We start from the raw sequence: 20,985 nt of genomic DNA, 5'->3' as shown, positions 1-20,985 counted from the left end.
GCCAAGGGTTAGGTGGTCATGGTTGTCGCTGCTCCTTCATCGTTGTCGTTGGGTGATTGTCGCCGACGCGCGTTCTGTTTGTCGCTGGCTTTGCGGCGTCGATAGCTTTCGACATTCAGCTCGAAGATCGTCGAATGATGGACGAGCCGGTCGATGGCGGCCACCGTCATGCCGGGGTCGGGGAAGACGTTATTCCAGCCCGAGAACGGTTGATTGGCCGTTATGAGAAGACTTTTTCTTTCGTATCTTTCGGCGATCAACTCGAACAGCACGCTGGTTTCGGCCTGATCCTTTCTCACGTAGGACAGATCGTCCAGGATAATCAGATCGAAGCGATCTAGTTTGGCGAGTGCCGAAGGTAATTGCAGAGCCTTGCGGGCTGCCTGAAGCTTCTGCACCAGTTCGCTGGTCCGCGTGCACAGGACCCGGTATCCGGCGTCGATCAGCGCATGTCCGATCGCACTCCCAAGATGACTTTTGCCGCCACCAGGTGGCCCAAACAGGAGAATCGTGGCGCCTTTCTCAAGCCACGCATCGCCGGTGGCCAGCGCCATGACGTGGGCCTTCGAAACCATTGGGACAACGCCGAAGTCGAAGGTCGCCAGCGTCTTGGTCGGGTCCAGTTGTGATTCGGACCGGTGACGTTCCAGCCTGCGCTTTGCCCGTTCAGCCAGTTCATGTTCGAGCAGCACGCCGAGCAACTGCGAGGCTTGCCAGCCTTCCTTGTCCGAGCGTTGCGCGAAGTCCAACCACAGTCGGCCGATCGTTGGCAGGCGCAACTCGTTGAGCATCAGTCCCATGCTGCCGGCGTCGTAAGCGGATGCGTTCATGCCAGCACCTCCTCATCGAGCAACGTGTCGTAGAGCGAGGCATCTGGCATTTCGACCACAACCTCCGGACACTCAGCCTGACGTGGCGCGAATTCGGCGAACAGCTTCTCCAGATCGGGCAGTTCACCGAGTTCGAGCAATGCATCGAGTCGATGGGCCAGTTTGGCTTCCACGCCGTGGTTCCCGGCGAGTTCAAGCAGGCCCACCATGGTCTTGCAGGCGTTGCGCGGCGTCATGTCCCGATCCAGTCGCTCCCAGGCCCGGCGGTAAGCCTCGCGTGGAAACAGTTCATCGCGGAATGCGAGCCCCCGGAAGGCCTGCGGTTTGCGTTTGAGCGAGTCGATGAAGTGCCGGTAATCGATGGCCCGGCCACGGCCCTTGCTTGTGCTCGTCGCTCTCGCGGTGCTGTGCACAAGCGCGCCGGACAGATAGCAATCGAGCCGGTCGCTGTAGAGCCGAACCTTCAGGCGGTGGCTGATCAGCCGCGACGGCGCGCTGTATAGGACGCCGCGCACGGTGAAGGTGCCGCAGCGGGTCACGCGCGCCTCTTCCTCAGCAAAGTCGGTGGTGCGGTGCTCAGGCAGATCCAGCAGGTATTCGCGCTCGACCTGGAACGCCGCGGCATTACGCCGGTTTCGCCGCATCACAACCCCGCGAACGAATTCGTCGTAGGCCGCCCGGTCGGCGAAGTCGCGATGACCGCGCAACTCCAAGGCCTGATCGATCTGGTCCTTCAGATACCGATGCGAGGATTCGACGCTGCCGTTCTCATGACCCAGGCCCCGGTTGTTACGTGTGCCTTCCATTCCATAATGGTCGAGCAACGCCGCATACCGGACCGTGAAGTCTTCCTCTTCCTGGCGGTTCCTGAATGCCGCCGACAGGCTATCGGAGCGGTGTTCGCGCGGGCAGCCGCCTGCCTGCCACAATGCGTTCTGCAATCCTGTCGCGAGCGCTTGGAAGCTCTCTCCGCCATCGACCACGCTGGCATACTCCCAGCGGGAGAACGCCAGCACGAAGTGATACAGCAGATGGGCAAAGGCGACGCCGCCGATCGTCACGCCGAGCGTCTCCATGTGAGTGAAGTCCGACAGACCTCGTACGCCGGGCTGATACGTTTGCGGGAAGAACACTTCCTTGCTGGGGCCTTCGAGCGCGCGCCACTGGCTAACATGTCGCTCCAGCGTGCGGCGCATGCTGTCGGGAAACCGCTCCGGATGGTCCTCCTGCAATTTCCGCAGCAGGGTGATTACCTTGAGCCTGGGCACGCTGCGCAGCAACGGGACGACTTCGTTCTCCCATACATCGGCGAACGGATCAGGGCGCGAGCGCCAGTAGCGTCGGGGTTGCTGTGATGGAAGGCCGGCGTGGTGTTCGACGCGTCGCGCCGTGCGCTCGCTCATACCGGACTTCGCGGCAGCGAGCTTCTGGGAGTGATGTTTGCGATTGCTCATGTAGAGGCGGACCTGTTGGTCGGTAATGCGGGTTCCAGACATGGGGCTGACCGCTTCTTCTTTTAGCTTCAGTCAGCCCATCCTAGCCTCCGCCGAACCAGCGCCGCCGGTAGCTCGTCGTCTCCGGCGGCTACGCCGCCTCCGACTCCTCACTACCGGCCAAGATGATTGCCGCTACACCGGACAAGTTCATTGTCGCCGTCCACGCTAGCCCGAAGAATTTCGGCGTAAGAGGTGAAAACTAGGCCGAACCGCAAGCCATCGAGTTTTTCAGAATCGGGCGCGTGCTGTCGTTCGCAGCAGTGCAAGACGCGGGCAAGTCGTGCCAATCGCATGAGACGGTTCTCGTTAAGACAAAAGCACGAGTTCAGCTTCCGTGAGACCGGTCATTCGCCGCCGCCGACCTGCGAATGTCAGGAAAGCGACCCGTAGCCGCCTGACCGGCGCCGCCGTTCGAATGGCAGCAAAGGCCGACGACTCGTCTTTCGACGGGCCCCGGCGAATGGTCGTTGCACCTCGGAAAGCGCCGTTGAATTGGCGCTGGCTCGAAAGCAGCTTCACGCCCTGAGTCCGTCCGTCAAGTCTTTCGAGGGGGATGCGAGGGATGCGCGAGAATCAAGTCTGCGTCGCGACCTTTGGCTGCAGGTTGCGGCGACGCATTCTCGTCAATTATCACGATCGTAGCGGGCGCTCGATCGCGAACGATGTTCATGCGGACTGGCTTGCACCCGTTTTTGCTGAAACGTGTGCGCGAGCTTCTATGGATGGACCCGGGCCGATCTGTTTTTTGACGCATGGAAGCGCGCCGGCTTCCGGATTGTGGGGCACATCGTGTTCGCCAAGCCGTACGCATCCAGAGCGCGGTTCGTCAAACGACCCTTTCGCGGATTCCGGCTCGACATGCTTGGCCGCGCAGCAGCTGGATCGCCGATACATTGGCGTTGAGCTGGACGCGACGTGGTATGCCGCTGCGCAAGCCCGCCTGAACAAGTGCGATGTAAGTGCTGAATCACGTTCCGCGCCAGCGACGTTGCGTCACGGGCGCCATTCACGGATTTCTCATCATGCACTGGAACCCGGCGCGGATCCCGGATGCCACTGCCTGCCAGCGTCTTCCCGCTGCTGGCTATCCGGCGTCGAAGACGATGTTCTGAGCAACGCGCGTGCCGTCAGGCGCTACGTGAGTATCGTCTTCGTCGGATGGCCTGGCAGTATCGGTCCACAAGCATTCCGGCGTGATGCTGGGCGTAACGGCGGGCAGGCTCAACTTCAGCCCTCCCATATCTGGCCTAACCCGGCCGCGGCGCAGAGCAGCGCCCATGCCGAATAGGGAATGCCTGCGTCCCCGCTTATCCAGCGTCTAAGCTGGCGGCCGCTCTTATCTGCGAGCCCAAGGAAATCGGCGGCCTGCCTGCCAGAGAATCCCGCCAGGCGAATCACTTCCTGTATCTCCGCCCCGGTAGGCTCCATCCAGCTGACGGCCGGTTGCAGGCATTCCGGGCGAATTTTTATCTGAACCTCTATTGTCATGTTCGCTCCTTTGCTCGCGATCGAATTTTAAAGCCACTGAGGCCGCCGCTCGCCTTCTTTCGCGTCGAGCGGGGCGACACGGTGCTCACGAGGTGTCCACGCATGGCGATGCAGATCGAGCAGATCGCGAGCCATGCTCCCGGAGTCAGCAGCCGAAAAGTGTAGCTCGATCGGCAACTCGCGGGCCGGGTCCCCGTCGATCGCGACAACCAGCGTGATGTCGCGATAGCCGGGCGCTTCAGAATGCGTCACATAGCGCGCCTGATGGCGTTCGCCGCGAACCGGCGGCGGCTCTGGCGCAGGGCGTTTGTCAAGATTCCAGCGTGCGATTATCTGCTGCCACCGCTGCTGTCCGTCGGGGAAATATTCATGTACCTCAACGTCCGGACGATGATCGAGCCGCAGTACGGCCAGGCAGTGCTCGAAAATATCGTCGTCCAGTGCCCGCAACGCTGTGAGATCGAAACGGTAGTCCGTCCCGTTGTACAGGCCTGCGAGCAATTCTGCGACGGTCTCTGCCTGTACTGTGTCGCCTTCGGCCACGTCGACGAGCTGCAGGAGCGAATCGAGGCCACGGTCACGATCGCCGGCGCGAATCTCCGCGGCACGCTGCGCCGGGGTCTGGCCGCCGTGCGCGTTCGCAAAAAACTCCGTGATGGTGTGCTGGAACGCCTCGATGAGGTGCTCGGGCACGTCGCTGGTAATCCGGTGTGTTTTCGGGCGGGGCGGGATGCTCATGGTGTTACCTTGCTTGTCCGGAGTGGGGGGCTTCGACCTTACATCCGTGTTCGGTGATAGAAGAGGCGACGCCGAACGACAACGTCGCATCCAGGGCTTCGGGCAGTGCAAGCCCTGAAACCATACCGCAGAAATATACGCCGCTGTAGTCAACGCCAGTGCGTTGCTGCCGTTTGCGCCAGGCCACAACCCTGTGTGCCTTAAAAAGCTCCTCCAGTCCTTTGGCGCCGGCGTAAAGCGTTCTTCCTTCCAATTATCTGCTCCCGTTGATTCAGTTCCCGCACCGGATCGTACGACAGCTCAGGCCGTACCGGTCCTGGATCCAGCCCCCACGGCTTCGCCGCGGGGGAAACACGCAGCCTGCGGCTGCTTGACGACCCCGGCCACGGTCTGCTTGTGCCGTACCGGATCGTCCCGGCGCTATTGCGCCGCGCCGGCGCTCTCCCCACGCCTGCTGGCGCGGGTCCCCATGCGCCTCGATTCGGGCGCGCCGGCGCGCGCGAGACGCCTGCGGTTAGCCGGGCCCAAAGTTTGGCAGGAGGGGGGTATCCATATCGGACGGCTGGGACGCGGATGCCATTCATGCCATTTTCAGGCAGATGCGAGGCCGCACCAAATATCGCCGCCGCCCACGGTTGCCGCCTCATCGCCTGTTCCGGTCAATGGCCCCGGCATGAACCGGGGCCCGACATGGACTATTCCTGACGCCGCGCGAGTTGCGCCCGCCTGAGTTCGCCAGGTGCGCCGAATTCGAAGTTATCGACTGTGAAGTTGTAGCCGTAGCGCTCGACACCCTGGCCGTCCAGGTAGTCATTGTTCGACAGCTTCGCTTCAACGATCAGCTGATCGCCCTTCAGGACGTTTCTGGCGATGACCTCACCGCGTGAACCGAACGCAGTAAACTGGATTCGCACCTGACGCTCTTTCGCTTCGCCGCTGCTTTCGTCGCGACCGGCATACTCGTTGGAAATCAGAGTGAATTTTGCCACCTTTGAATCACTGTGATTCGAGAGGACCGGGGTTGCAGCAACACGGCCGGTAAAGAAAAGCTGGTTCATGATACGTACTCCTATCTGTCTATGCGGGGATGGGGGCATGCGGAACATGCTGTGCTACTGGTGAATGCCTAGCGCCCGCCGGATCGCGTAGCGCGCCTTGCGCTCGCCATGCAACTCACCGTGGCTGACGCCGCGCTGGTAGGCCTGGACGGCGACATTGATCTGTCCGGGCAACCAGTCGGCAGGGGCGCTGAACAGCAAAATGTCGCCATCCTCATCGAACACGTCGATGCGGGCGAGTTCGGCGATACCCCGGCGCAGCGCGAGCGCGCCGTCTACGCCGTGAACAATTGTGTCGGTTGCTTCATGCATGGTGTGATCTCCGGAAGATGTCAGCAGGACTGGACGCAAAAGGCGTGGTAGAGGTCCGCGTCGGCGGAGGTCGGTAGCGGGGCGCGCGGTGGCACCCGGTCGAACTCGGACAGGGCGGTCCGGGCGATTGCACGGAGTTCGTCGCGGTGCATCTCGATCGCGTGACCATCGCGGTCAAGCATGTTCGCAATGCGGTTGAGCGCTTCGGCTGACCTTGCGGCGGCGTCGGCCGACAGCGCCATGCGCAGCAGTTCGGCGCGCACCACCGACCGGTCGCCATACTGCCAGACAGCCAGCAGGGGGAAGAGGGCGGTCAGCCATGTTGGCCGGATATGAACGGTATCCATTTGATGTCCCTATCGTATTTGATGTCGTGAGAGCAGGCCCCGACCGGCGGGTCGGGGCGTACCCGTTAGCCGCGCAGGCGGCGCAGTTCGTCAGCAAGGACCCAGAGGGCGCGATTGAGTCGGATGTTCTGGTCAATGCCGGTCACGGCGCGGGTCGTGGTGGTCCGGCCATTCGCATTGCGACCACGCAAGCCGCCATTGATCATGTTTTCCTGCACGCGATTGAACGTCGTCCACAGGTCCGGAGAGCGATCCTCCATGCGATGCGGTGTCAGGAGTTGTCGTTCAGTGATGGGCGCTGGCTTGTCGTCGTCGTACCGCAGCGCAAGCGCGGCCCGCGCGAAAGCGGTCTGTTCGCCGTCGGTCAGCGCCAGACCGGCCATCCCTTCGCGCTGCCGGGTCGCCGACTCGAAGCCGTCGAGCACCATGAATGCCCCCTCGATCACCTCGCCGATCACATCGCCCTTGTGGGGCACGCGGATATCGCCAACGGTGTCTCCGCAGACCATGCCGTTCTGGCAGACAAACCGGAACATGCCGCCGATCATCTGGTAGCTGCTGGTGCCGTCGTGGCTGTTCAGAAGGATGATTTCGTTGGCTTCACGGCCAGTAATCTGGTCGGCGTGGCGCAGGCGGACCATGTGTTTGGTGTGGGCACGCTTGTCGTCAGTGCGCACTCGGGTCTGGCAGGCCATGAAGGGCTGAAAACCTTCCTTGCGCAGGCCGTCCAGTACATCGCTGGTTGGAATGTAGGTGTACCGTTCGGAGCGGCTTTCGTGCGCGGATAGCGCGAAGATCGACGGGGCAACCTCTGCAATCTCGTCATTCGTCAGCGGGCGATCCGAACGTGTGCCAACTGCGTTGCGGCTGAAGCGGTTTGCCAGGTAAGTGGTGTCCATGCTGTTCCCCAATGTCGGGATCAGCCCCAGCCCGCAGGCCGGGGCGGGTCGGTTAGTCGATCGCGCGGAGGATGTTGGCGGCTTCCACGTGATGCGCCGCGTAGGCGCGTAGCGCGTGGTAGTGGTCGGCGATCCGGTCATCGCCGCACTTCTCCAGCAGGTGGCACAAGGCAAACAGCGTGACGACGATGCCGAAGGCGTCGGCTCCCATCATGTCGTTGTAGCCGTTCATGTGCCACCGGACGTGCATTTGCCCGCACCGTTCAGGGGCCATGTAAAAGCCCCCGTTGGACAGCTGGAAGAAGTTCCATGATCCGCCGTTGTAGGCGTGGCAGAGACGGCGCGCCCAGTCGTACACCATTGCCTCACCCTGCAGGTAGTGCGCCCCCAGGTAGTGAGGGAGGAAGTTAAGGCGCAGTTCTTCCGGAACGACGTTCGACGACACCTTGAATTCGTTATCAATCACGGTTTATCTCCGGTTTCGGACCACAACGGAATGTCGGGCCACGTCTTAATAATAGGTCTTATAGACCGTAATACAAGGAATATTCAGATTGATATTGTTAACTGATATTTATGGGTAATTGATATTATTGATTGAGTTATTCTTGGTATACAGGTCTTTTAGACCTAATATATACACGTGGCCCAACATTCCGTTGTGGTCCGAAACCGGAGATAAACCGTGACTGTGTCTGTTGAAAACAGAATTACCGAAACTGGACTCGAAACGAATTTCGGCAATGAAACGAGAATCGAGTATGTGCCTTACGGGCTGCTTTGCAGGTCGCCGTCAAACGTCCGCAGGAAAGCCCCGACTGGAATTGAAGAACTGGCGATCACGATTGAAGCCAAAGGCCTGATGCAGAACCTGGTCGTGCACGCCATAAAGGGCTCGCGCGCGAAGAAACCGAAACTTGGCGTATGCGCCGGTCAGCGTCGTCTGGCTGCGCTCGACCTGCTATTCGCGCAGGGCAAGATTGCATCAGACCATCCGGTGCCGGTGAAGGTAGTCAGCGAGGCCGAAGCCGTTGCCGCGTCACTGCTGGAAAACCAGCATGAAACCATGCATCCGGCGGACCAGTGCGAGGCGTTCCGGATGCTGGCTGAGGAAGGCCGGAGCGTCGAATACATCGCCGCGCTTTTCAGGATTTCACATCTGATGGTACGTCGGCGTCTGAAACTGGCGAACGTCTCACCAAAGCTGCTTGACCTGTTCCGCAACGACGAAATGAATATCGAGCAGGTGACAGCGCTGGCGCTGGCCGACGATCACGATTTGCAGGAGCGCGTGTGGTTGGAGGCGAGCGAGGCATGGCAACGCGAACCGCGGGAATTGCGTGCTGCGATCACCGGCACCGAGATTGACGCGAGCCGCAGCCACCTCGCCCGATTTGTCGGGCTGGACGCTTATGCGGCCGCAGGCGGTTACATAAGGCGGGACCTTTTCAGTGATGCGGAGAATGCCGGGTATATTGCCGACCCGGACCTGCTGCACCGGCTGGCCGCCGAACGGCTGGTCGCCGCGTCGCAGGAAGTCGCAGCGGAAGGATGGGGTTGGGTCGAAACGCGAACGAAGCGCGACTATGGCGAAGTCATGGCGTATGGCCGCTTGCCCTCATTTTCGCGCGAACTGACGGCTGACGAGCAGGCCGAGCTTGATGCGCTCATCGTGAAACGCGACGAGGCCGACGCAAAGCTGAACGGTTGCGAGGATGGGGAAGTGGTCGAGGATGACGAACGACGCGAGCAACTGGAACAGCAAGCGTATGCGCTGAGCGACCAGGTCGACGCGTTCGGGGAGCGGCTTGAGACCTGGGCGGACGACGACATGAAACTGGGCGGGGTGTTCATTACGATAGACCAGGAGGGGGAGCTCAACATCGAGCGCGGACTGGTCAAGCGCGAGGATGTGGCACGTGTGTATCCGAAGGAGGGCGCGAACGATGGCGAGGGAGACATGACGGCCACCGTACCGCAGGCCAAAGAAAAGCCAGTGCACAGCGAAAAGCTGTGCCGCCGTCTGACGGCGCACCGGACCGCTGCGGTGCAGGCTGAACTTTCCCGCCGCCCTGTCGTAGCACTGGCCGCGCTAATGAACCGGGTAATTCCCACCGTGTTCGACGAGCGTTATCACTTCGCTTATGCCGGGAGCGCCGTGAAGATCGACGCGCACGCATCGCGCGATGCGCTGGTGCGCGAGGCCGACGACATGGAATCGAGTGTGGCCTTTGAACAGATCGAAGCCGACTGCGCGAAATGGGTGAAACTGCTGCCGAATAAAGTGGACGACCTGTTGCCCTGGCTGCTCAATCAGGAAACCGACGTCATGGCGAGCCTGTTCGCATTTTGCGTGGCCGCGACGCTCGACGGTATCAGCGCGACTGATAGTGCCCACCCGATCAGCGCGCTCGCCGACGTGATGCAGATTGATATGGCGTTCTACTGGAAGCCAACGCAGCAAAGCTACCTGAATCACGTCTCCAAAGCACGGATCATCGACGTGGTGAGCGAAGCCGTTTCGTTGGAATCAGCGGCAGAACTGCAAGGCATGAAGAAGGGCGATGCCGCTGCGGCTGCCGAGCTCCGGATGGCAGAAAGCGGCTGGTTGCCGGAAGTGCTGAGGAACCGTGCAATGAGCGAAACGAAGCGCGGAAAAACACGCTAACGTCACACAAAGCCCGGGCCAGGTGGTCCGGGCGACACCTGCCGGGCCGCCAGTCGCGCGGCCCGTTTTTCGTAGTGCGGATCTGAAGCTCCGTCGTCCGGCAAGCCCGTTTTCACGCGTCCAATCCGCTCCCGCATGTTGCGCGCGCCGTCGCATTCCGACGAGGAGCGCGAGTCGGCAGGTACCTCGCCGCGCCGCAGATCGTTGACAACGCCGACCCGGAGCAAAGCACAGGGGCGATCCGGTTCGATACGACCCGTTACGCGGGCGCCTTCTCCGCCGTAGCCGCTTCAGCCGCTACCCCGGCGCTGGCTTGTGTCTCCGGTTTCTTGTCATTTTCCCGCTCGGCGATGAATGCGTCGCCCCGCTTCTTCAGCGTGCGCTGCAAGTCACCGTCCGTCCTGAACTGATCGAGCGCCCACAGCAACGCGCCGGTCAGCGTGCCGCGATCCACCGGAAAATCGACCATCGGGACGATGCCGCCGAGTTCGATCAGTTCGCGCGTGTGGGCCCTGCGCTGGTTTTCGCGTCGCTCACTCAACATGCGGGCGGCTTCCGCTTTCATCGAGTCTGCCTTCTGGTTGATCTTTTCAAGCCGGACCAGCTTGTCCAGCTGGCGGGACTCCTGCGCGGTGGGCGCCGGGATCGTCGCGAGTTCGACCAGCAGGGTCTGCGTGGCCGTAGGGGACTTCAAACCCTGGATGTACTGAATGTGTTCCGTGAGCCATTCGTTCTTTGCCATCATCTTTCTCCTGAAGCAGATTGACGTTGCATCGAGCGGCAGCACAGGCCGGGCATCGGCCCTGCTTGTGACACCATTCCGGATCATGAAAAATGCAAAAGCGGCCAGTAGGGAAGGGGACGCCGCAGGACCTGGTGAGCAGGGCGGGTCAAGGCGCGCTTCCGCGTTTCCATGCTAGCATGGAAACAGCTTATGGTAAGACGAAAGCACACCGCCCATGCCAACGTACCATCTGAGCGTGAAAGCAGGCAGGAAAGCCGCCGCAGGCGAGCACGCGAAGTACATTGCGCGGGAGGATCACTACGCCTACATTTCCCGCGGCGGGAAGTTCGAGGAGCGTGGCGACCTGAAGATGACCGAGAGCGGCAACCTGCCGGCATGGGCCGCGCATGACGCGAGCCTCTTCTGGCAGGCCGCGGACACCCATGAACGGGTCAATGGCCGCCCGTACACCGAAATCGAGGTATCGATTCCGCGCGAACTGGACGACGAACAGCGCGTCGCGCTGGTGCGGGAATTCGTCGAACACACGCTCGGCGAGCGGCACGCGTACACCTGGGCGATCCACAATCCGGCCGCCAGCGACGGGCTGGAACAGCCGCACGCGCACATCATGTTCACGGAGCGGGTGAACGACGGCATCGCGCGCGATCCGGCGCACTATTTCAGGCGCTGGAACGCGGCGGAACCGGAAAAGGGCGGTGCCGGCAAGGATCGCTATCTGAGCAGCCGGCAGTTTGTTCGCGACGTGCGCGAAGAGTGGGCGGTCACCGCCAATCACTTCATGGCTCAGGCGGGCATCGAGGCCCGCATTGACCACCGCAGTTACCGGACGCTGGGGATTGAGCTGGAACCGTCCGTCAAGGTGGGCGTGGCGCGCTATGCGGGCGAGCGTGGCGTGATGGCCAGTGTGCTGGAAGAGAATCGCCAGCGCGCTTTCCGCAACGGTCAGCGACTGCTGATCAATCCGGCGATCGGCGTCGCCGCGCTGACGATCCATCAATCCACCTTCTCACGGCGCGATGTCGAGCAGTTCGTGTTCCGCAACACCGACGGGGCGGAACAGTTCCGGCAGGTTTATGCCCGCCTGATGAATTCGAAGGAACTGCTCGCGCTCAGCGATTCCGGTCGTCACGGCGAATGGTTCACGTCGGCGGAGCTACGCGCGATCGAGGTGCGGCTGGTCGAACGCGCGCGCACGATGAGTCGTATCAGTGACGGGATTGCGGGCGACGCCGCGGTGCGCGAAACCGTACGCACAGCCCGGAAGTTCAATCCAGGACAGGACGCGGCTTTTGTGGCGCTCGCCGGGCGTGCCCAGCTCGTGGTGGTGAATGGGGCGGCCGGGACCGGCAAGAGCTATGTGCTTGCCGCAGCGCGCGAGGCGCTCGAGGCGGATGGATTGCGCGTGATGGGCGCGGCGCTGCAGGGCAAAACGGCCGACGACATGCAGCGCGATGCCGGCATCGCAAGCCGGACGCTGCACAGCCTGCTGTCGGGCATCGAACGCGGCGCGCTCACGCTCGATCCGAAAACCGTTCTGGTGATCGACGAAGCGGGCATGGTCGGCTCTCGGCAGATGGAAAAGCTGCTGGGCCACGCACAGGCGGCCGGTGCACGGGTGCGCCTGGTGGGCGATGCGTGGCAACTGCATGCGGTTGACGCAGGCGACGCGTTTCGGGCGGTGTCGCGCGAAGCGGCGGCCGCCGGCCAGCTCGAAAGTCTGACCGGGATCATGCGACAGAAGGAGGCCTGGCAGCGCGAGGCAACCTCCGCGCTAGCCCGGCACGACGTGCAATCGGCGGTGTCCGCGTATGCGGAGCACGGTGGCGTGCAGCTGTATCCAACCGTCGCCGACGCGCGCGAGCAGCTGATTGCGCAATGGCAGGACGATCGCCGGAGAGCCCCCGGCCTGTCCCAGCTACTGGTCACACACACCAACGACGAGCGTTGTGCGTTAAATGCACGCGTGCGCGAATTGCAGCGGATCGCCGGCGAGCTCGGTGACGAACGGACCGTGCGGACCGGTGAGCGGCATATTGCGATCGCCGCCGGTGAACGGATCATGTTCCTGCAGAACGAGTACGTGATGCTGGTGAAAAACGGCACACTGGCGACCGTCGAACGGATCGACGCCGCGGCTGGCACGACAGCTGACACAGCAACTGACACGAAAGCGGCCGGCGCCGTCCTGCATGTGCGGCTCGATGATGGCCGGCAACTCGCGGTCGATACGGCGCAGTACGGTCATTTCGACTACGGCTACGCGCTCACAGTCCACAAGAGCCAGGGGGTGACGGTCGATCGCGCGTACGTGCTGGCCACGAAGGGCATGCACGCCGAGCTGGCCTACGTCGCGATGACGCGGCACAGGGAAAAGCTGGTTGTGGCGGCCGGGCGGGACGCGTTCGTGGATGGCGACGCGCTGATGCGTAGTCTTGCGCGTGCCGACGATAAATCGTTCAGCGCACAGCATGAGCTACGACCGGAGCGTGACCGCCAGCCGGAGCTGGGCTACCGGCACACGCTGAATCAGCGACGCGTCGAGTTCTCGAACGCACCGCGGCCACAACGCCCGGACAAGACCCTCAATCGTACGGTCGGGCAGTATGCCGACGCCCTCTCTGCGGCGGCGGCCGCAACCCGGGCGGGCAGGCCGGTACCGGCGAAAGATCGCGCGGCGCTGAAGCGGGCGGGCGCGGAACTGGACAGGGCCGATTCCGCGATGCGTCGCGAGATTCGCCACGTGGTGGAACGGGATGATCGCGCGTGGCGCGCACTCGTTGAGCTCAGCGGCGCCGCGCGGGCAGCAGCGCTCGTCAACGAGGTGAGAGCTGCGCGGGCACAGCACTCAGGAGTCAATGATGAGGCCGCCGGGCTCTCGCAACCGACGCCCGGAAGCGGAGCATCCCGACGTTTTGCCGACATGACACCCGAGGAGCGGCAGGACCGGCGCAATGAGTTCAAAGCGCAGCTCCGCGAGGCGGCGGGTCAGATGGTCGAGCCAAGCAGTTCATTGCGTGAAAGGTCAGAATCGCGCGGTCGAGGCGGCCCGGAAATCGGTGAATGACTTCGATTATTGGAGTTACGAAGTAAAACTGAAGCGCGGGATGATTTGCGGGAAATCCGGATTAATTGAACTGCTGCCTACCTGTTGACGTCCTGGAGCACGGTTTTTTTACAACTTTTTGCGGATACACTCCGATTCCAATACCTGGACGCATAAGCCGGTGGCGTGACCACCGAAGTGAACCGCCAAAAAGCTTCGCTATAATCGGACTACCTTTTCACACCTCCGTTCCCAATAGATGTCCGTCAAACGAAACCGGTCCCGGGCCAGCCAGCCACGCCGGCCGCTGACAAAGGCGCTGTTATTACCGATGGATCGTGCGTCCGCTAGCGAACAGTCCCTGAGACTGCATCTGGCGCTGGTCGCTTGTCGTGAGTGCCAGGCCAATAGTCACCTGATCAACGAACTGATGCGCGCCGTCTATCTTGCTTATTTTCTGCAACGCGCGGGCTACGGAAGGCATCCCGCCGAGCACTTCAAGGTCGCCGAGTGTGCTGTGGAGGTGACGCTGGTGCACGCGCATGAGACGGGCGAGTGGCGTCTGATGCCGGACGTCATCGGCGACTTTGAAGAACTGATAGCGCTGTATGACGCGCAACTTGCCCGCGCACCACTGCATGCGGTACGTCACGCCGAAGAGCAACTCAGGGATTTTCTCGCAGGAACCGAAAGTTCGCCTATCGTCGTCGAGGAGTAACACTCACGCCGCTGCACTGACTTGTAGGTGTGTGAGTTTAAGCTACGACATTCCTGGGTGTGAGCGGTGATCTCTAGCAGCGCGAAGCCACGCCCACCACGTTCAGATGCGCGCAAGGCGGAGCGCTAACGTCGTTGAACACTCGAGCATCGGTGATATATGTAGGAGTACTTAGAAAAATTGCTAATTCTTTTTATGTCAAATTGCTTGCAGTCCGGCGATTTCACTTGAACGCCTCACGGTTCAAGTAAATTTGTTCCTGTTTTGCAAGTAATTTTATTTCGAACCCTCATGCTCGTCGGTCAGCGGCTCGGTGAGCAGCCCGTACACTCCACGCTGCAGGACAACGCAGATAGATCATGAGCGCGGCTATGCCGGGCGGGTCATGATCGCCGCGGTGTTGCCGCAGGCTCATCGTCAGGAAAGGCCAGCAGTTCGAAGCACTGGGCCGCAGCGAGCAGCTCACGTCGAAGCAGCAACAAACGTGTTGAAAAGGATACAAAATTGCTTGCACTGTCGGCCGAAGGAACAATTTTGCTTGAACTTTTTGCAAGCAATTTTGTTCTCGATGGTCGTGGCAGCCGCTAATTTGCGGCGGTCCAGTAGTAACAAAAATTACTTGCACCGACGATCCCCGTCGGTTTGCATAAAATTGTTCCCGTCCTCTGGACTGCGAGCCGCAATTCGAATGGCCACGCGCAGGAACAAAATTAAGTGAACCAACGATTCCAGTAAGCATGAAGATCGGCATCTGATCCGACGCTCTGCCTCCCAAGTGCCGGCGCCGGCTCAGATCAGGCATAGACGGATCGCATAGCGTCGAGTCAAAACATTGCGTCATCGCTTGCTTTACCGACGTTTGACCTGGGCTTGAGCCTCAGAGGCGCTCGAATACCACTGCAATCCCTTGACCGCCACCGATGCACATCGTAACAAGTGCGTAGCGGCCGCCGATGCGCTGCAATTCGTAGATCGCCTTGATAGCGAGAAAAGCGCCCGAGCAGCCGATCGGATGACCGAGCGCGATCGCACCGCCGTTCGGGTTGGTCTTTTCCATGTCGAACTCAAGCGCGCGCGCCACAGCGATGGCTTGCGCCGCGAACGCCTCGTTGCTTTCGATCACGTTCATTTGGTCAAGCGTAAGGCCACCCTTCTTGAGCGCTAGTTTCGTCGCGGGAATCGGGCCCTCACCCATGATTTCGTTGGGCACACCGGCCACCGCGTAGGAGACCAGTCGCGCGATCGGCTTGTGGCCGGCCGCTGCTGCCACTGCTGCGTCGGCCAGCACGAAGAAGGCCGCGCCGTCGTTGATGCCTGAAGCGTTGCCGGCGGTCACCGAGCCGTCCTTCTTGAACGCCGGCTTCATCTTGGCCAGCGTCTCCATTGTCGTGTTTGGCTTCACGTGTTCGTCGGTGTCGAATATCACCTCGCACTTTCTCGTCTGCTTGACGATCGGAACAATCTGCGACCTGAAGCGCCCTTCGGCGATCGCCTGCGCTGCTCGACGATGCGATTCCACGGCCAGTGCATCCTGCTGCTCACGCGTGATGCCCCATTTTGCGACCAGATTCTCGGCCGTGATTCCCATGTGGCCGACACCGAACGGGTCGGTCAAGGTGGCGACCATGGTATCGATCAGCGTCGTGTCACCCATGCGTGCGCCGCTGCGCGTCGTGGTGGATAGATAGAGCCGCCGCGGCTCATCACCTCGACCCCGCCGCCGATACCATAGTCGCAGTCGCCGAGCAAAATGTTCTGTGCAGTCGTGACGATGCCCTGAAGGCCGGACGAGCAAAGGCGATTCACCGACATCGCCACCGAATCCATAGGCAGCCCGGCTTGGATGGCCGCCACACGCGCCACGTAGGCGAAGCAGCTATCCGTGGGAATTGTGGTGCCCACTGTTACACAATTGATCGCTGTCGGGTCAACGCCGGAGCGCATGACCGCCTCCTTCATCACGATGCCGGCCAGTTCCGGCGGCTCAATGTCCGAGAGGGACCCGCCGAACGTTCCAATGGCCGACCGGGCTGCGCCCAGTACCACTACATCACGATTGTTCAACGATTACTCTCCTTGACAATTAAATGACGAAAATTGCTCCGTGGCCAAATGCCATGAACATCTATCCGAGGTTTCCGAAACAGACGTATTTCGGCTCTAGGTATTCTTCCACTCCTGAATGCGATCCCTCCCTATACCCGATTCCTTGATTCCGTCGAAGGGGGCGACTTCATTGAACACCAGGCTTTCATTTATTCCGATGACGCCGCATTCAAGTGCCTCCATTACCCGGATTGGCTCACAACGCCGGATGGCCGAATGCATTTTCGGCGGTCTGTGAAATTAAGACTGTCTTTGAAAGTCGACCGCAATAGCAGGGCATGTACTCCTCACGTAACGCAAGGCGACCATCTTCATCGACTGATTTAGTGGCGCTGGTCCGAAGGTTTCGAGCATCGTTACCCCTGTCTATTGGCGCAGCGCACGCTCGACGCGACCCCGGCGACCGCGACACGGAACCATTCAGATTGCTCTCGCTCGTTCACTTCCTAGTCCGCTCAGTTAGTCCATGTCGATGAACGCCGATCTGAATTCGACCGCGGCGTTGCGCTGAGTTACGTCATCCAGACCAACGCACGAGAGTGAGCGACTAACCGCGACATGGCGCTGACTGGTGAAAAGGGCCGCCTTAGTCGAACAACCGAGCGAATTAAACCTGCCACAGTTTTGCGTAAGCAAAGCGGCGGCTCCCACCGCCCAACCCTACTGCTCCATAGGCCAATCCGACAACTTTGGCGGCAGATCGGCATTCGCCGTGAGCAATGGCCCGAGGACTCGAATATCCCGCTGGCTTTCCAGTTCAAGAATCGTCTCGATCAGCTTATCCGTCTGCGGCCGCCCGAAGACCGGCATGATCAGACTCCTCGCCTTCCCGACCATCCACTGACGCGTGTAAGGCATATCCGGAGTTCCGGGCCCCGGCGTCGCCGCCGCTTGCACGAGTTGTGTACCGTCGTCCATCGTGATTTGAATCGCTGGCGCCGTCGAATGCTGTTTCCCGGACGAGCCAATAATCGACTCCACATCCCCGGCCCGACTCGCGATCCGGATAATCGAACGTAGCCGCATCACCTCCGGATCTTTCAGACGTGTATAGTCGTGAATCGACTTGAACGTCAACCGCCCGTCGGCAAGCATCAATGCAACCGCATGTTGCATATTAACGTCCGGAGGTCCGCTGTTGTCCGTAATCGATCCAGGCGACCAATAAGACACAACGATTTCGCGGATGTGTTTCGAGTCGATTTGACCTCGCCTGAGCAATTCACGCAGTGCGTCCAATGGCGCACTGATGGGCAGGCCTGTCGGCCAGTGCTTGTAGATCGCGCGCGTAAGATAATAATCCTCGCCGAGTTTGTCGACGAGCAGCAAGGGGTTCGCCGTTTCGCGATAGGCGGTGAAGAAGCTCACGTCGCCGGACATTATGTCGTTCACGCCGTCGAACCCTGACAACACGAGCAACGCCGATGTCACGCCGCTGCGTGCGCCCATCCCCCCGTTCATGAAGCCCTTCTCGATGTGCCGGGGATCGCGACGGAAATCGTCGATGCCCGAACATTGCTGGGCGGTGTACGCGAGCGCCCAGCGTGTCTGCTCCTCGTTAAGGCCTGCCGCGCAGATAGCGGCCGCCGCCGCGCCCCACGTGCCGCCCATGCTGTTAGTGGGCGCGCGGAAGTCCATCTTCACGCCGGTCGCCTTCATCACGCGCGAGCCGACATCATAGCCGAGCGCGATCGCTCGGAGGAAGTGCGTGCCCGAGATCCCGAATTTCTCGCCAAGCGCGAGTGCAGCCGGAATTACGTTGCAGCCAGGATGCCACGGGCCGACGAGCACGTCGTCTGTTTCGTCTGAGTGGCCAATCGTGCCATTCGCCAACGCTGCGGTGACCGGATCGCAAGCGGCCTGACTACCGATCACCGTCGAGGTCGGCTTGCCGCCGTTCTCGCGTGCGAAACGGATTGCCGCGCGGCCGCCGGGCAGTTGCGCGCCCGACACCATCGCCGCGAAGCCGTCGAGCAGCGCCCACTTAGCTTTCTCCGCCACGTCTGGCGGGAGCGGGTGCACGCGCGCCTGACTAATGTAGGCGCTGAAGCGCGTCATTACCTCGCTCACTGGCAACTCGGCCGCACTCGTCTCGCTTACCGGCGACGATGGTACGGCCGCAGACGTGGTCTGTCCGACTATCTGCGCGATCGAGTCGGTGCCGACAGCAAGCGGTATCGCAGCAGCCGCCATGATCTTACCGATGTCCTTGACCGCTTGGCGACGGCTCAGCTTCACTTCTGCCGACGCATCCCCTCCCCGCATTCTTTGATCCGCTTGATCCGACATGCACGCTCCTACGTTTTTGGGGCCGGTGTTGCGGTGTTGATTACGCCATGACTGGCTCGACGGCACCACCGCTCCGTGTTGATCGGCAGGAAGCACGTTCGCTTTCCGGAAGGCCGATCAGCCACGAATTCTTTTATACGGACGCTTCGACAGCCGACATCGATAAGGCCTGTGCCGCAGGCCGCCTACCCATCTGCAGCAGGGGGCACGCCCTCTTGTATTCCGCATCCATCTGTCAGAACTTATGGCGAATAGCGATACGTACGGCAGTCTGATGATTCGATGTCGAAGCTGTCAACTGATTGATCGAGGCGACTGCCTCCTTTCCCGTGGAATCGGTCCCGCTTGCCTTTTGATAAGTGACAACGAGGTAGACGTCGGTGCGTTTGGAGAGGAAGTAGTCGGTGCCGACGGAGCCCTGGTTATATTTGGCGCCGCTGGAACCGCCCGCACCGTTGTTCTTGGTATAGACGTAAGCCGCACCGGCAAGCCAGGCTGGCGTGATTTGATACTTAAAGTTGACTTCGACGTTGTTGAAGGTCGCGGTACCGGCGATGCCACCAGCGGGAACAGGACCCGAGGTCCTGTCGCCGAGGTTCCGGAATTGAGTGTTCGAGTACGTCGCTCCGAACGTCGCGGCTCCGAACGTGTAGGCCGCGCCGGTGCCGATCACTTGTAGCGACCGCGCGGACGCATAGCCCGAAATCACCGGCGAGGCGCCGAAATTCGAGCCTGGCACGCCACCGGTCACCGGAGCGACAGTTCCACCGCCACCATAGAAAGACGTGTTGGGATTGCGTACGTTGAGGTAGCCGACGCCCGCAGCGAGTGGCCCGTTCGTGTACCTCGCGCCGAGCGACCAGATCTGATTGCGTCCCACGCTGCCGGCGACTCCGCCCAGCGCATACACACCTCCAAAGGTGAAACCTGCGAGAGAAGGACTCGTGTATTTGATCGCGTTGTTGGTGCGGTTGGTGTTATTGAAGTTGTCATTGTCGGAAGGATGGGCGGCGATGTAACCTCCCCATTGATCGCCGACTTCGAACTGACCAAGATAGTCTACGACGGAGTCGTATTGTCGACCTGCCGTTGCAGTGCCATAAGGACTGGATAGTCCGACATATGCCTGCCGACCGAACAGCAGTCCGCCCTGACCGAGTTTGCCGGTATTAACATCGAATCCGCTCTCGAGGACAAAGACTGTGGCCAGTCCTCCACCCAGATCCTCCTTTCCGCGCAGGCCCCAACGGCTTCCTTGCAGCACACCACTCGATAAGTTGTAGAGCCGATGCCCGTCGGCATTGCTGTTGTAGTTGAATCCCTCATCGATAATGCCGTAAAGCGTCACACTGCCCTGTCCGTACGCGAGACCGCTGGCCGTCCCGAGCAACATCCATAGTGCGATAGACTTCTTCATTTACAATCTCCGTTAATTTATATATTGGTGTGTTGATTGCAACATGCTGCTAATGAAAAGAGACGAGAAAGAAAGCGCGTGCCCCTCTGCTACGCTTTTTCCTGTCCATTCGCGCCCATCGGACCAAGGACCATAACTGTCCCCGCGCCACTCCATCTGTCGGCGACTATCGAAATTCCAAGAAAATCAGATGGCAGGTCGACCGCCTCTCGCCGGGAAGTGCGCTGGCATAGTGGACGAAGGCGTTGAAGTCCGCGATGTCGGCACTAGGTATTCATTGGATGCTGACTGGCCTGTAAGTGCTTTGGCTAACCAGGTAATCGTCGGAAGTCAGTGCAGTACATGAGTGTCTCCATCTATGTATTTTGTCCAGCCATTTGACAGTGGACACAACGATGGAGCAACAAATTGCTTCTAGACGTTCCGTACTCCGAACGCACCGAAAGATGCGAAGTCACGGACTTATCGGAACTCGAACAGTCACGCCCCAACGCTGGCAACGACGACCTGCAGCAAACAAGAGGAAAAAAACAGTTTGCCACGGCGGCACATCCGACTTTCATGCACACCGTCCCGGCGAGTAGAGAGGTGGCCTCACTCGTTCGGACAGTCTTCTGAGATTTTTAAGTGGAACGTCCTAGGCGGTCATGCTGCCAATTTGATCGCAGGCAGCGTCGCGAAGTATGCCTCATCCGGCGTGCGGTCATCCAGACTCGAATGAGGTCGTCTCTGGTTGTACAAGCCGGCAACACAACGCCCATATCAGCGAGTCAAGGGAAGTTCTGTATCGTTGGCATCCGTGGTACGGGCACACGGTATGGATTTTCA

15 protein-coding genes and 3 pseudogenes are annotated in these 20,985 nt (G+C 60.7%); 4 read left to right on the top strand and 14 right to left on the bottom strand.

Translation table 11 applies throughout. The annotated features are described in order from the left end of the window. Positions 1–8: 8 nt before the first annotated feature. Together istB and istA are read right to left on the bottom strand one after the other, a co-directional pair. Positions 9–830: an IS21-like element helper ATPase IstB gene (istB, locus tag HDG37_RS13730; protein WP_184048190.1), complete on the bottom strand. Its 822-nt coding sequence runs from the start codon at positions 828–830 to the stop codon at positions 9–11. Beyond that, entirely contained in the window at positions 827–2,326 is a 1,500-nt protein-coding gene (gene istA / locus HDG37_RS13725) for an IS21 family transposase (RefSeq protein WP_184048187.1), read from the bottom strand. Before istA ends, istB begins: the two co-directional genes overlap by 4 nt. A gap of 619 nt (positions 2,327–2,945) precedes the next feature. Between istA and HDG37_RS39225 the strand changes: the two are divergent. Continuing rightward, a pseudogene (locus HDG37_RS39225) lies at positions 2,946–3,272 on the top strand (DNA methyltransferase); the annotation flags it as partial. A 281-nt stretch (positions 3,273–3,553) separates the two neighbouring features. On the opposite strand, the gene HDG37_RS13720 reads toward HDG37_RS39225, so the two are convergent. From HDG37_RS13720 to HDG37_RS13690, 7 genes are all read right to left on the bottom strand, one after another. Then, complete coding sequence (locus HDG37_RS13720) at positions 3,554–3,814, bottom strand: XRE family transcriptional regulator (RefSeq protein ID WP_184048184.1); 261 nt, start codon at positions 3,812–3,814, stop codon at positions 3,554–3,556. Between the two features lie 27 nt (positions 3,815–3,841). Continuing rightward, complete coding sequence (locus tag HDG37_RS13715; RefSeq protein ID WP_184048182.1) at positions 3,842–4,552, bottom strand: hypothetical protein; 711 nt, start codon at positions 4,550–4,552, stop codon at positions 3,842–3,844. Positions 4,553–5,247: 695 nt separating this feature from the next. After that, positions 5,248–5,610, bottom strand: coding sequence for a single-stranded DNA-binding protein (locus HDG37_RS13710; protein ID WP_184048180.1), 363 nt, complete (start codon positions 5,608–5,610; stop codon positions 5,248–5,250). Positions 5,611–5,664: 54 nt separating this feature from the next. Then, entirely contained in the window at positions 5,665–5,922 is a 258-nt protein-coding gene (locus HDG37_RS13705) for a hypothetical protein (protein WP_184048177.1), read from the bottom strand. Between the two features lie 20 nt (positions 5,923–5,942). Beyond that, positions 5,943–6,269 (bottom strand): hypothetical protein, encoded by a 327-nt coding sequence (locus tag HDG37_RS13700; protein ID WP_184048174.1) that lies wholly within the window; start codon positions 6,267–6,269, stop codon positions 5,943–5,945. Between the two features lie 65 nt (positions 6,270–6,334). After that, entirely contained in the window at positions 6,335–7,168 is an 834-nt protein-coding gene (locus tag HDG37_RS13695; protein ID WP_184048171.1) for a DUF932 domain-containing protein, read from the bottom strand. A 52-nt stretch (positions 7,169–7,220) separates the two neighbouring features. Continuing rightward, complete coding sequence (locus HDG37_RS13690; protein WP_184048168.1) at positions 7,221–7,634, bottom strand: antirestriction protein; 414 nt, start codon at positions 7,632–7,634, stop codon at positions 7,221–7,223. Between the two features lie 219 nt (positions 7,635–7,853). Here HDG37_RS13690 and HDG37_RS13685 point away from each other — a divergent pair, with 219 nt between their 5' ends. Further along, a complete protein-coding gene (locus HDG37_RS13685; RefSeq protein WP_311541296.1) occupies positions 7,854–9,836 on the top strand; it encodes a ParB/RepB/Spo0J family partition protein in 1,983 nt (660 codons plus the stop codon). A 259-nt stretch (positions 9,837–10,095) separates the two neighbouring features. Here the strand turns inward: HDG37_RS13685 and HDG37_RS13680 are convergent, their stop codons facing one another. Then, positions 10,096–10,578, bottom strand: a complete 483-nt coding sequence (locus tag HDG37_RS13680; protein WP_184048165.1) for a conjugal transfer protein TraD — start codon at positions 10,576–10,578, stop codon at positions 10,096–10,098. Between the two features lie 217 nt (positions 10,579–10,795). Here HDG37_RS13680 and HDG37_RS13675 point away from each other — a divergent pair, with 217 nt between their 5' ends. Together HDG37_RS13675 and HDG37_RS13670 are read left to right on the top strand one after the other, a co-directional pair. Then, the gene (locus HDG37_RS13675) at positions 10,796–13,648 is read left to right on the top strand and encodes an AAA family ATPase (protein WP_184048158.1); all 2,853 of its coding nucleotides are present in this window, start codon (positions 10,796–10,798) and stop codon (positions 13,646–13,648) included. Positions 13,649–13,886: 238 nt separating this feature from the next. Next, positions 13,887–14,345: a hypothetical protein gene (locus HDG37_RS13670; RefSeq protein WP_260334807.1), complete on the top strand. Its 459-nt coding sequence runs from the start codon at positions 13,887–13,889 to the stop codon at positions 14,343–14,345. 877 nt (positions 14,346–15,222) lie between these two features. On the opposite strand, the pseudogene HDG37_RS13665 reads toward HDG37_RS13670, so the two are convergent. The 4 genes and pseudogenes from HDG37_RS13665 to HDG37_RS13650 form a co-directional block, all read right to left on the bottom strand. Further along, a pseudogene (locus tag HDG37_RS13665) lies at positions 15,223–16,409 on the bottom strand (acetyl-CoA C-acyltransferase family protein). A gap of 61 nt (positions 16,410–16,470) precedes the next feature. Further along, a pseudogene (locus tag HDG37_RS13660) lies at positions 16,471–16,640 on the bottom strand (aldehyde dehydrogenase family protein); the annotation flags it as partial. Between the two features lie 471 nt (positions 16,641–17,111). Next, the gene (locus HDG37_RS13655; protein ID WP_184048155.1) at positions 17,112–18,740 is read right to left on the bottom strand and encodes an MmgE/PrpD family protein; all 1,629 of its coding nucleotides are present in this window, start codon (positions 18,738–18,740) and stop codon (positions 17,112–17,114) included. Positions 18,741–18,975: 235 nt separating this feature from the next. After that, positions 18,976–20,157 (bottom strand): porin, encoded by a 1,182-nt coding sequence (locus tag HDG37_RS13650; protein WP_184048152.1) that lies wholly within the window; start codon positions 20,155–20,157, stop codon positions 18,976–18,978. Between the last annotated feature and the right edge of the window lie 828 nt (positions 20,158–20,985).

It is taken from the genome of Paraburkholderia sp. MM5384-R2 (assembly GCF_014201025.1).
GTDB lineage: Bacteria > Pseudomonadota > Gammaproteobacteria > Burkholderiales > Burkholderiaceae > Paraburkholderia > Paraburkholderia tuberum.
This window is presented reverse-complemented; position numbering and strand designations above follow the sequence as displayed.

Bases quoted from the DNA above. Each gene is read 5' to 3' on its own strand.
- HDG37_RS13705 (WP_184048177.1), bottom strand. From the start codon at position 5,922: ATGCATGAAGCAACCGACACAATTGTTCACGGCGTAGACGGCGCGCTC.
- HDG37_RS13650 (WP_184048152.1), bottom strand. From the start codon at position 20,157: ATGAAGAAGTCTATCGCACTATGGATGTTGCTCGGGACGGCCAGCGGT.
- HDG37_RS13655 (WP_184048155.1), bottom strand. From the start codon at position 18,740: ATGTCGGATCAAGCGGATCAAAGAATGCGGGGAGGGGATGCGTCGGCA.
- HDG37_RS13715 (WP_184048182.1), bottom strand. From the start codon at position 4,552: ATGAGCATCCCGCCCCGCCCGAAAACACACCGGATTACCAGCGACGTG.
- istA (WP_184048187.1), bottom strand. From the start codon at position 2,326: ATGTCTGGAACCCGCATTACCGACCAACAGGTCCGCCTCTACATGAGC.
- HDG37_RS13680 (WP_184048165.1), bottom strand. From the start codon at position 10,578: ATGGCAAAGAACGAATGGCTCACGGAACACATTCAGTACATCCAGGGT.
- HDG37_RS13675 (WP_184048158.1), top strand. From the start codon at position 10,796: ATGCCAACGTACCATCTGAGCGTGAAAGCAGGCAGGAAAGCCGCCGCA.
- HDG37_RS13720 (WP_184048184.1), bottom strand. From the start codon at position 3,814: ATGACAATAGAGGTTCAGATAAAAATTCGCCCGGAATGCCTGCAACCG.
- HDG37_RS13695 (WP_184048171.1), bottom strand. From the start codon at position 7,168: ATGGACACCACTTACCTGGCAAACCGCTTCAGCCGCAACGCAGTTGGC.
- HDG37_RS13700 (WP_184048174.1), bottom strand. From the start codon at position 6,269: ATGGATACCGTTCATATCCGGCCAACATGGCTGACCGCCCTCTTCCCC.
- istB (WP_184048190.1), bottom strand. From the start codon at position 830: ATGAACGCATCCGCTTACGACGCCGGCAGCATGGGACTGATGCTCAAC.
- HDG37_RS13710 (WP_184048180.1), bottom strand. From the start codon at position 5,610: ATGAACCAGCTTTTCTTTACCGGCCGTGTTGCTGCAACCCCGGTCCTC.
- HDG37_RS13670 (WP_260334807.1), top strand. From the start codon at position 13,887: ATGTCCGTCAAACGAAACCGGTCCCGGGCCAGCCAGCCACGCCGGCCG.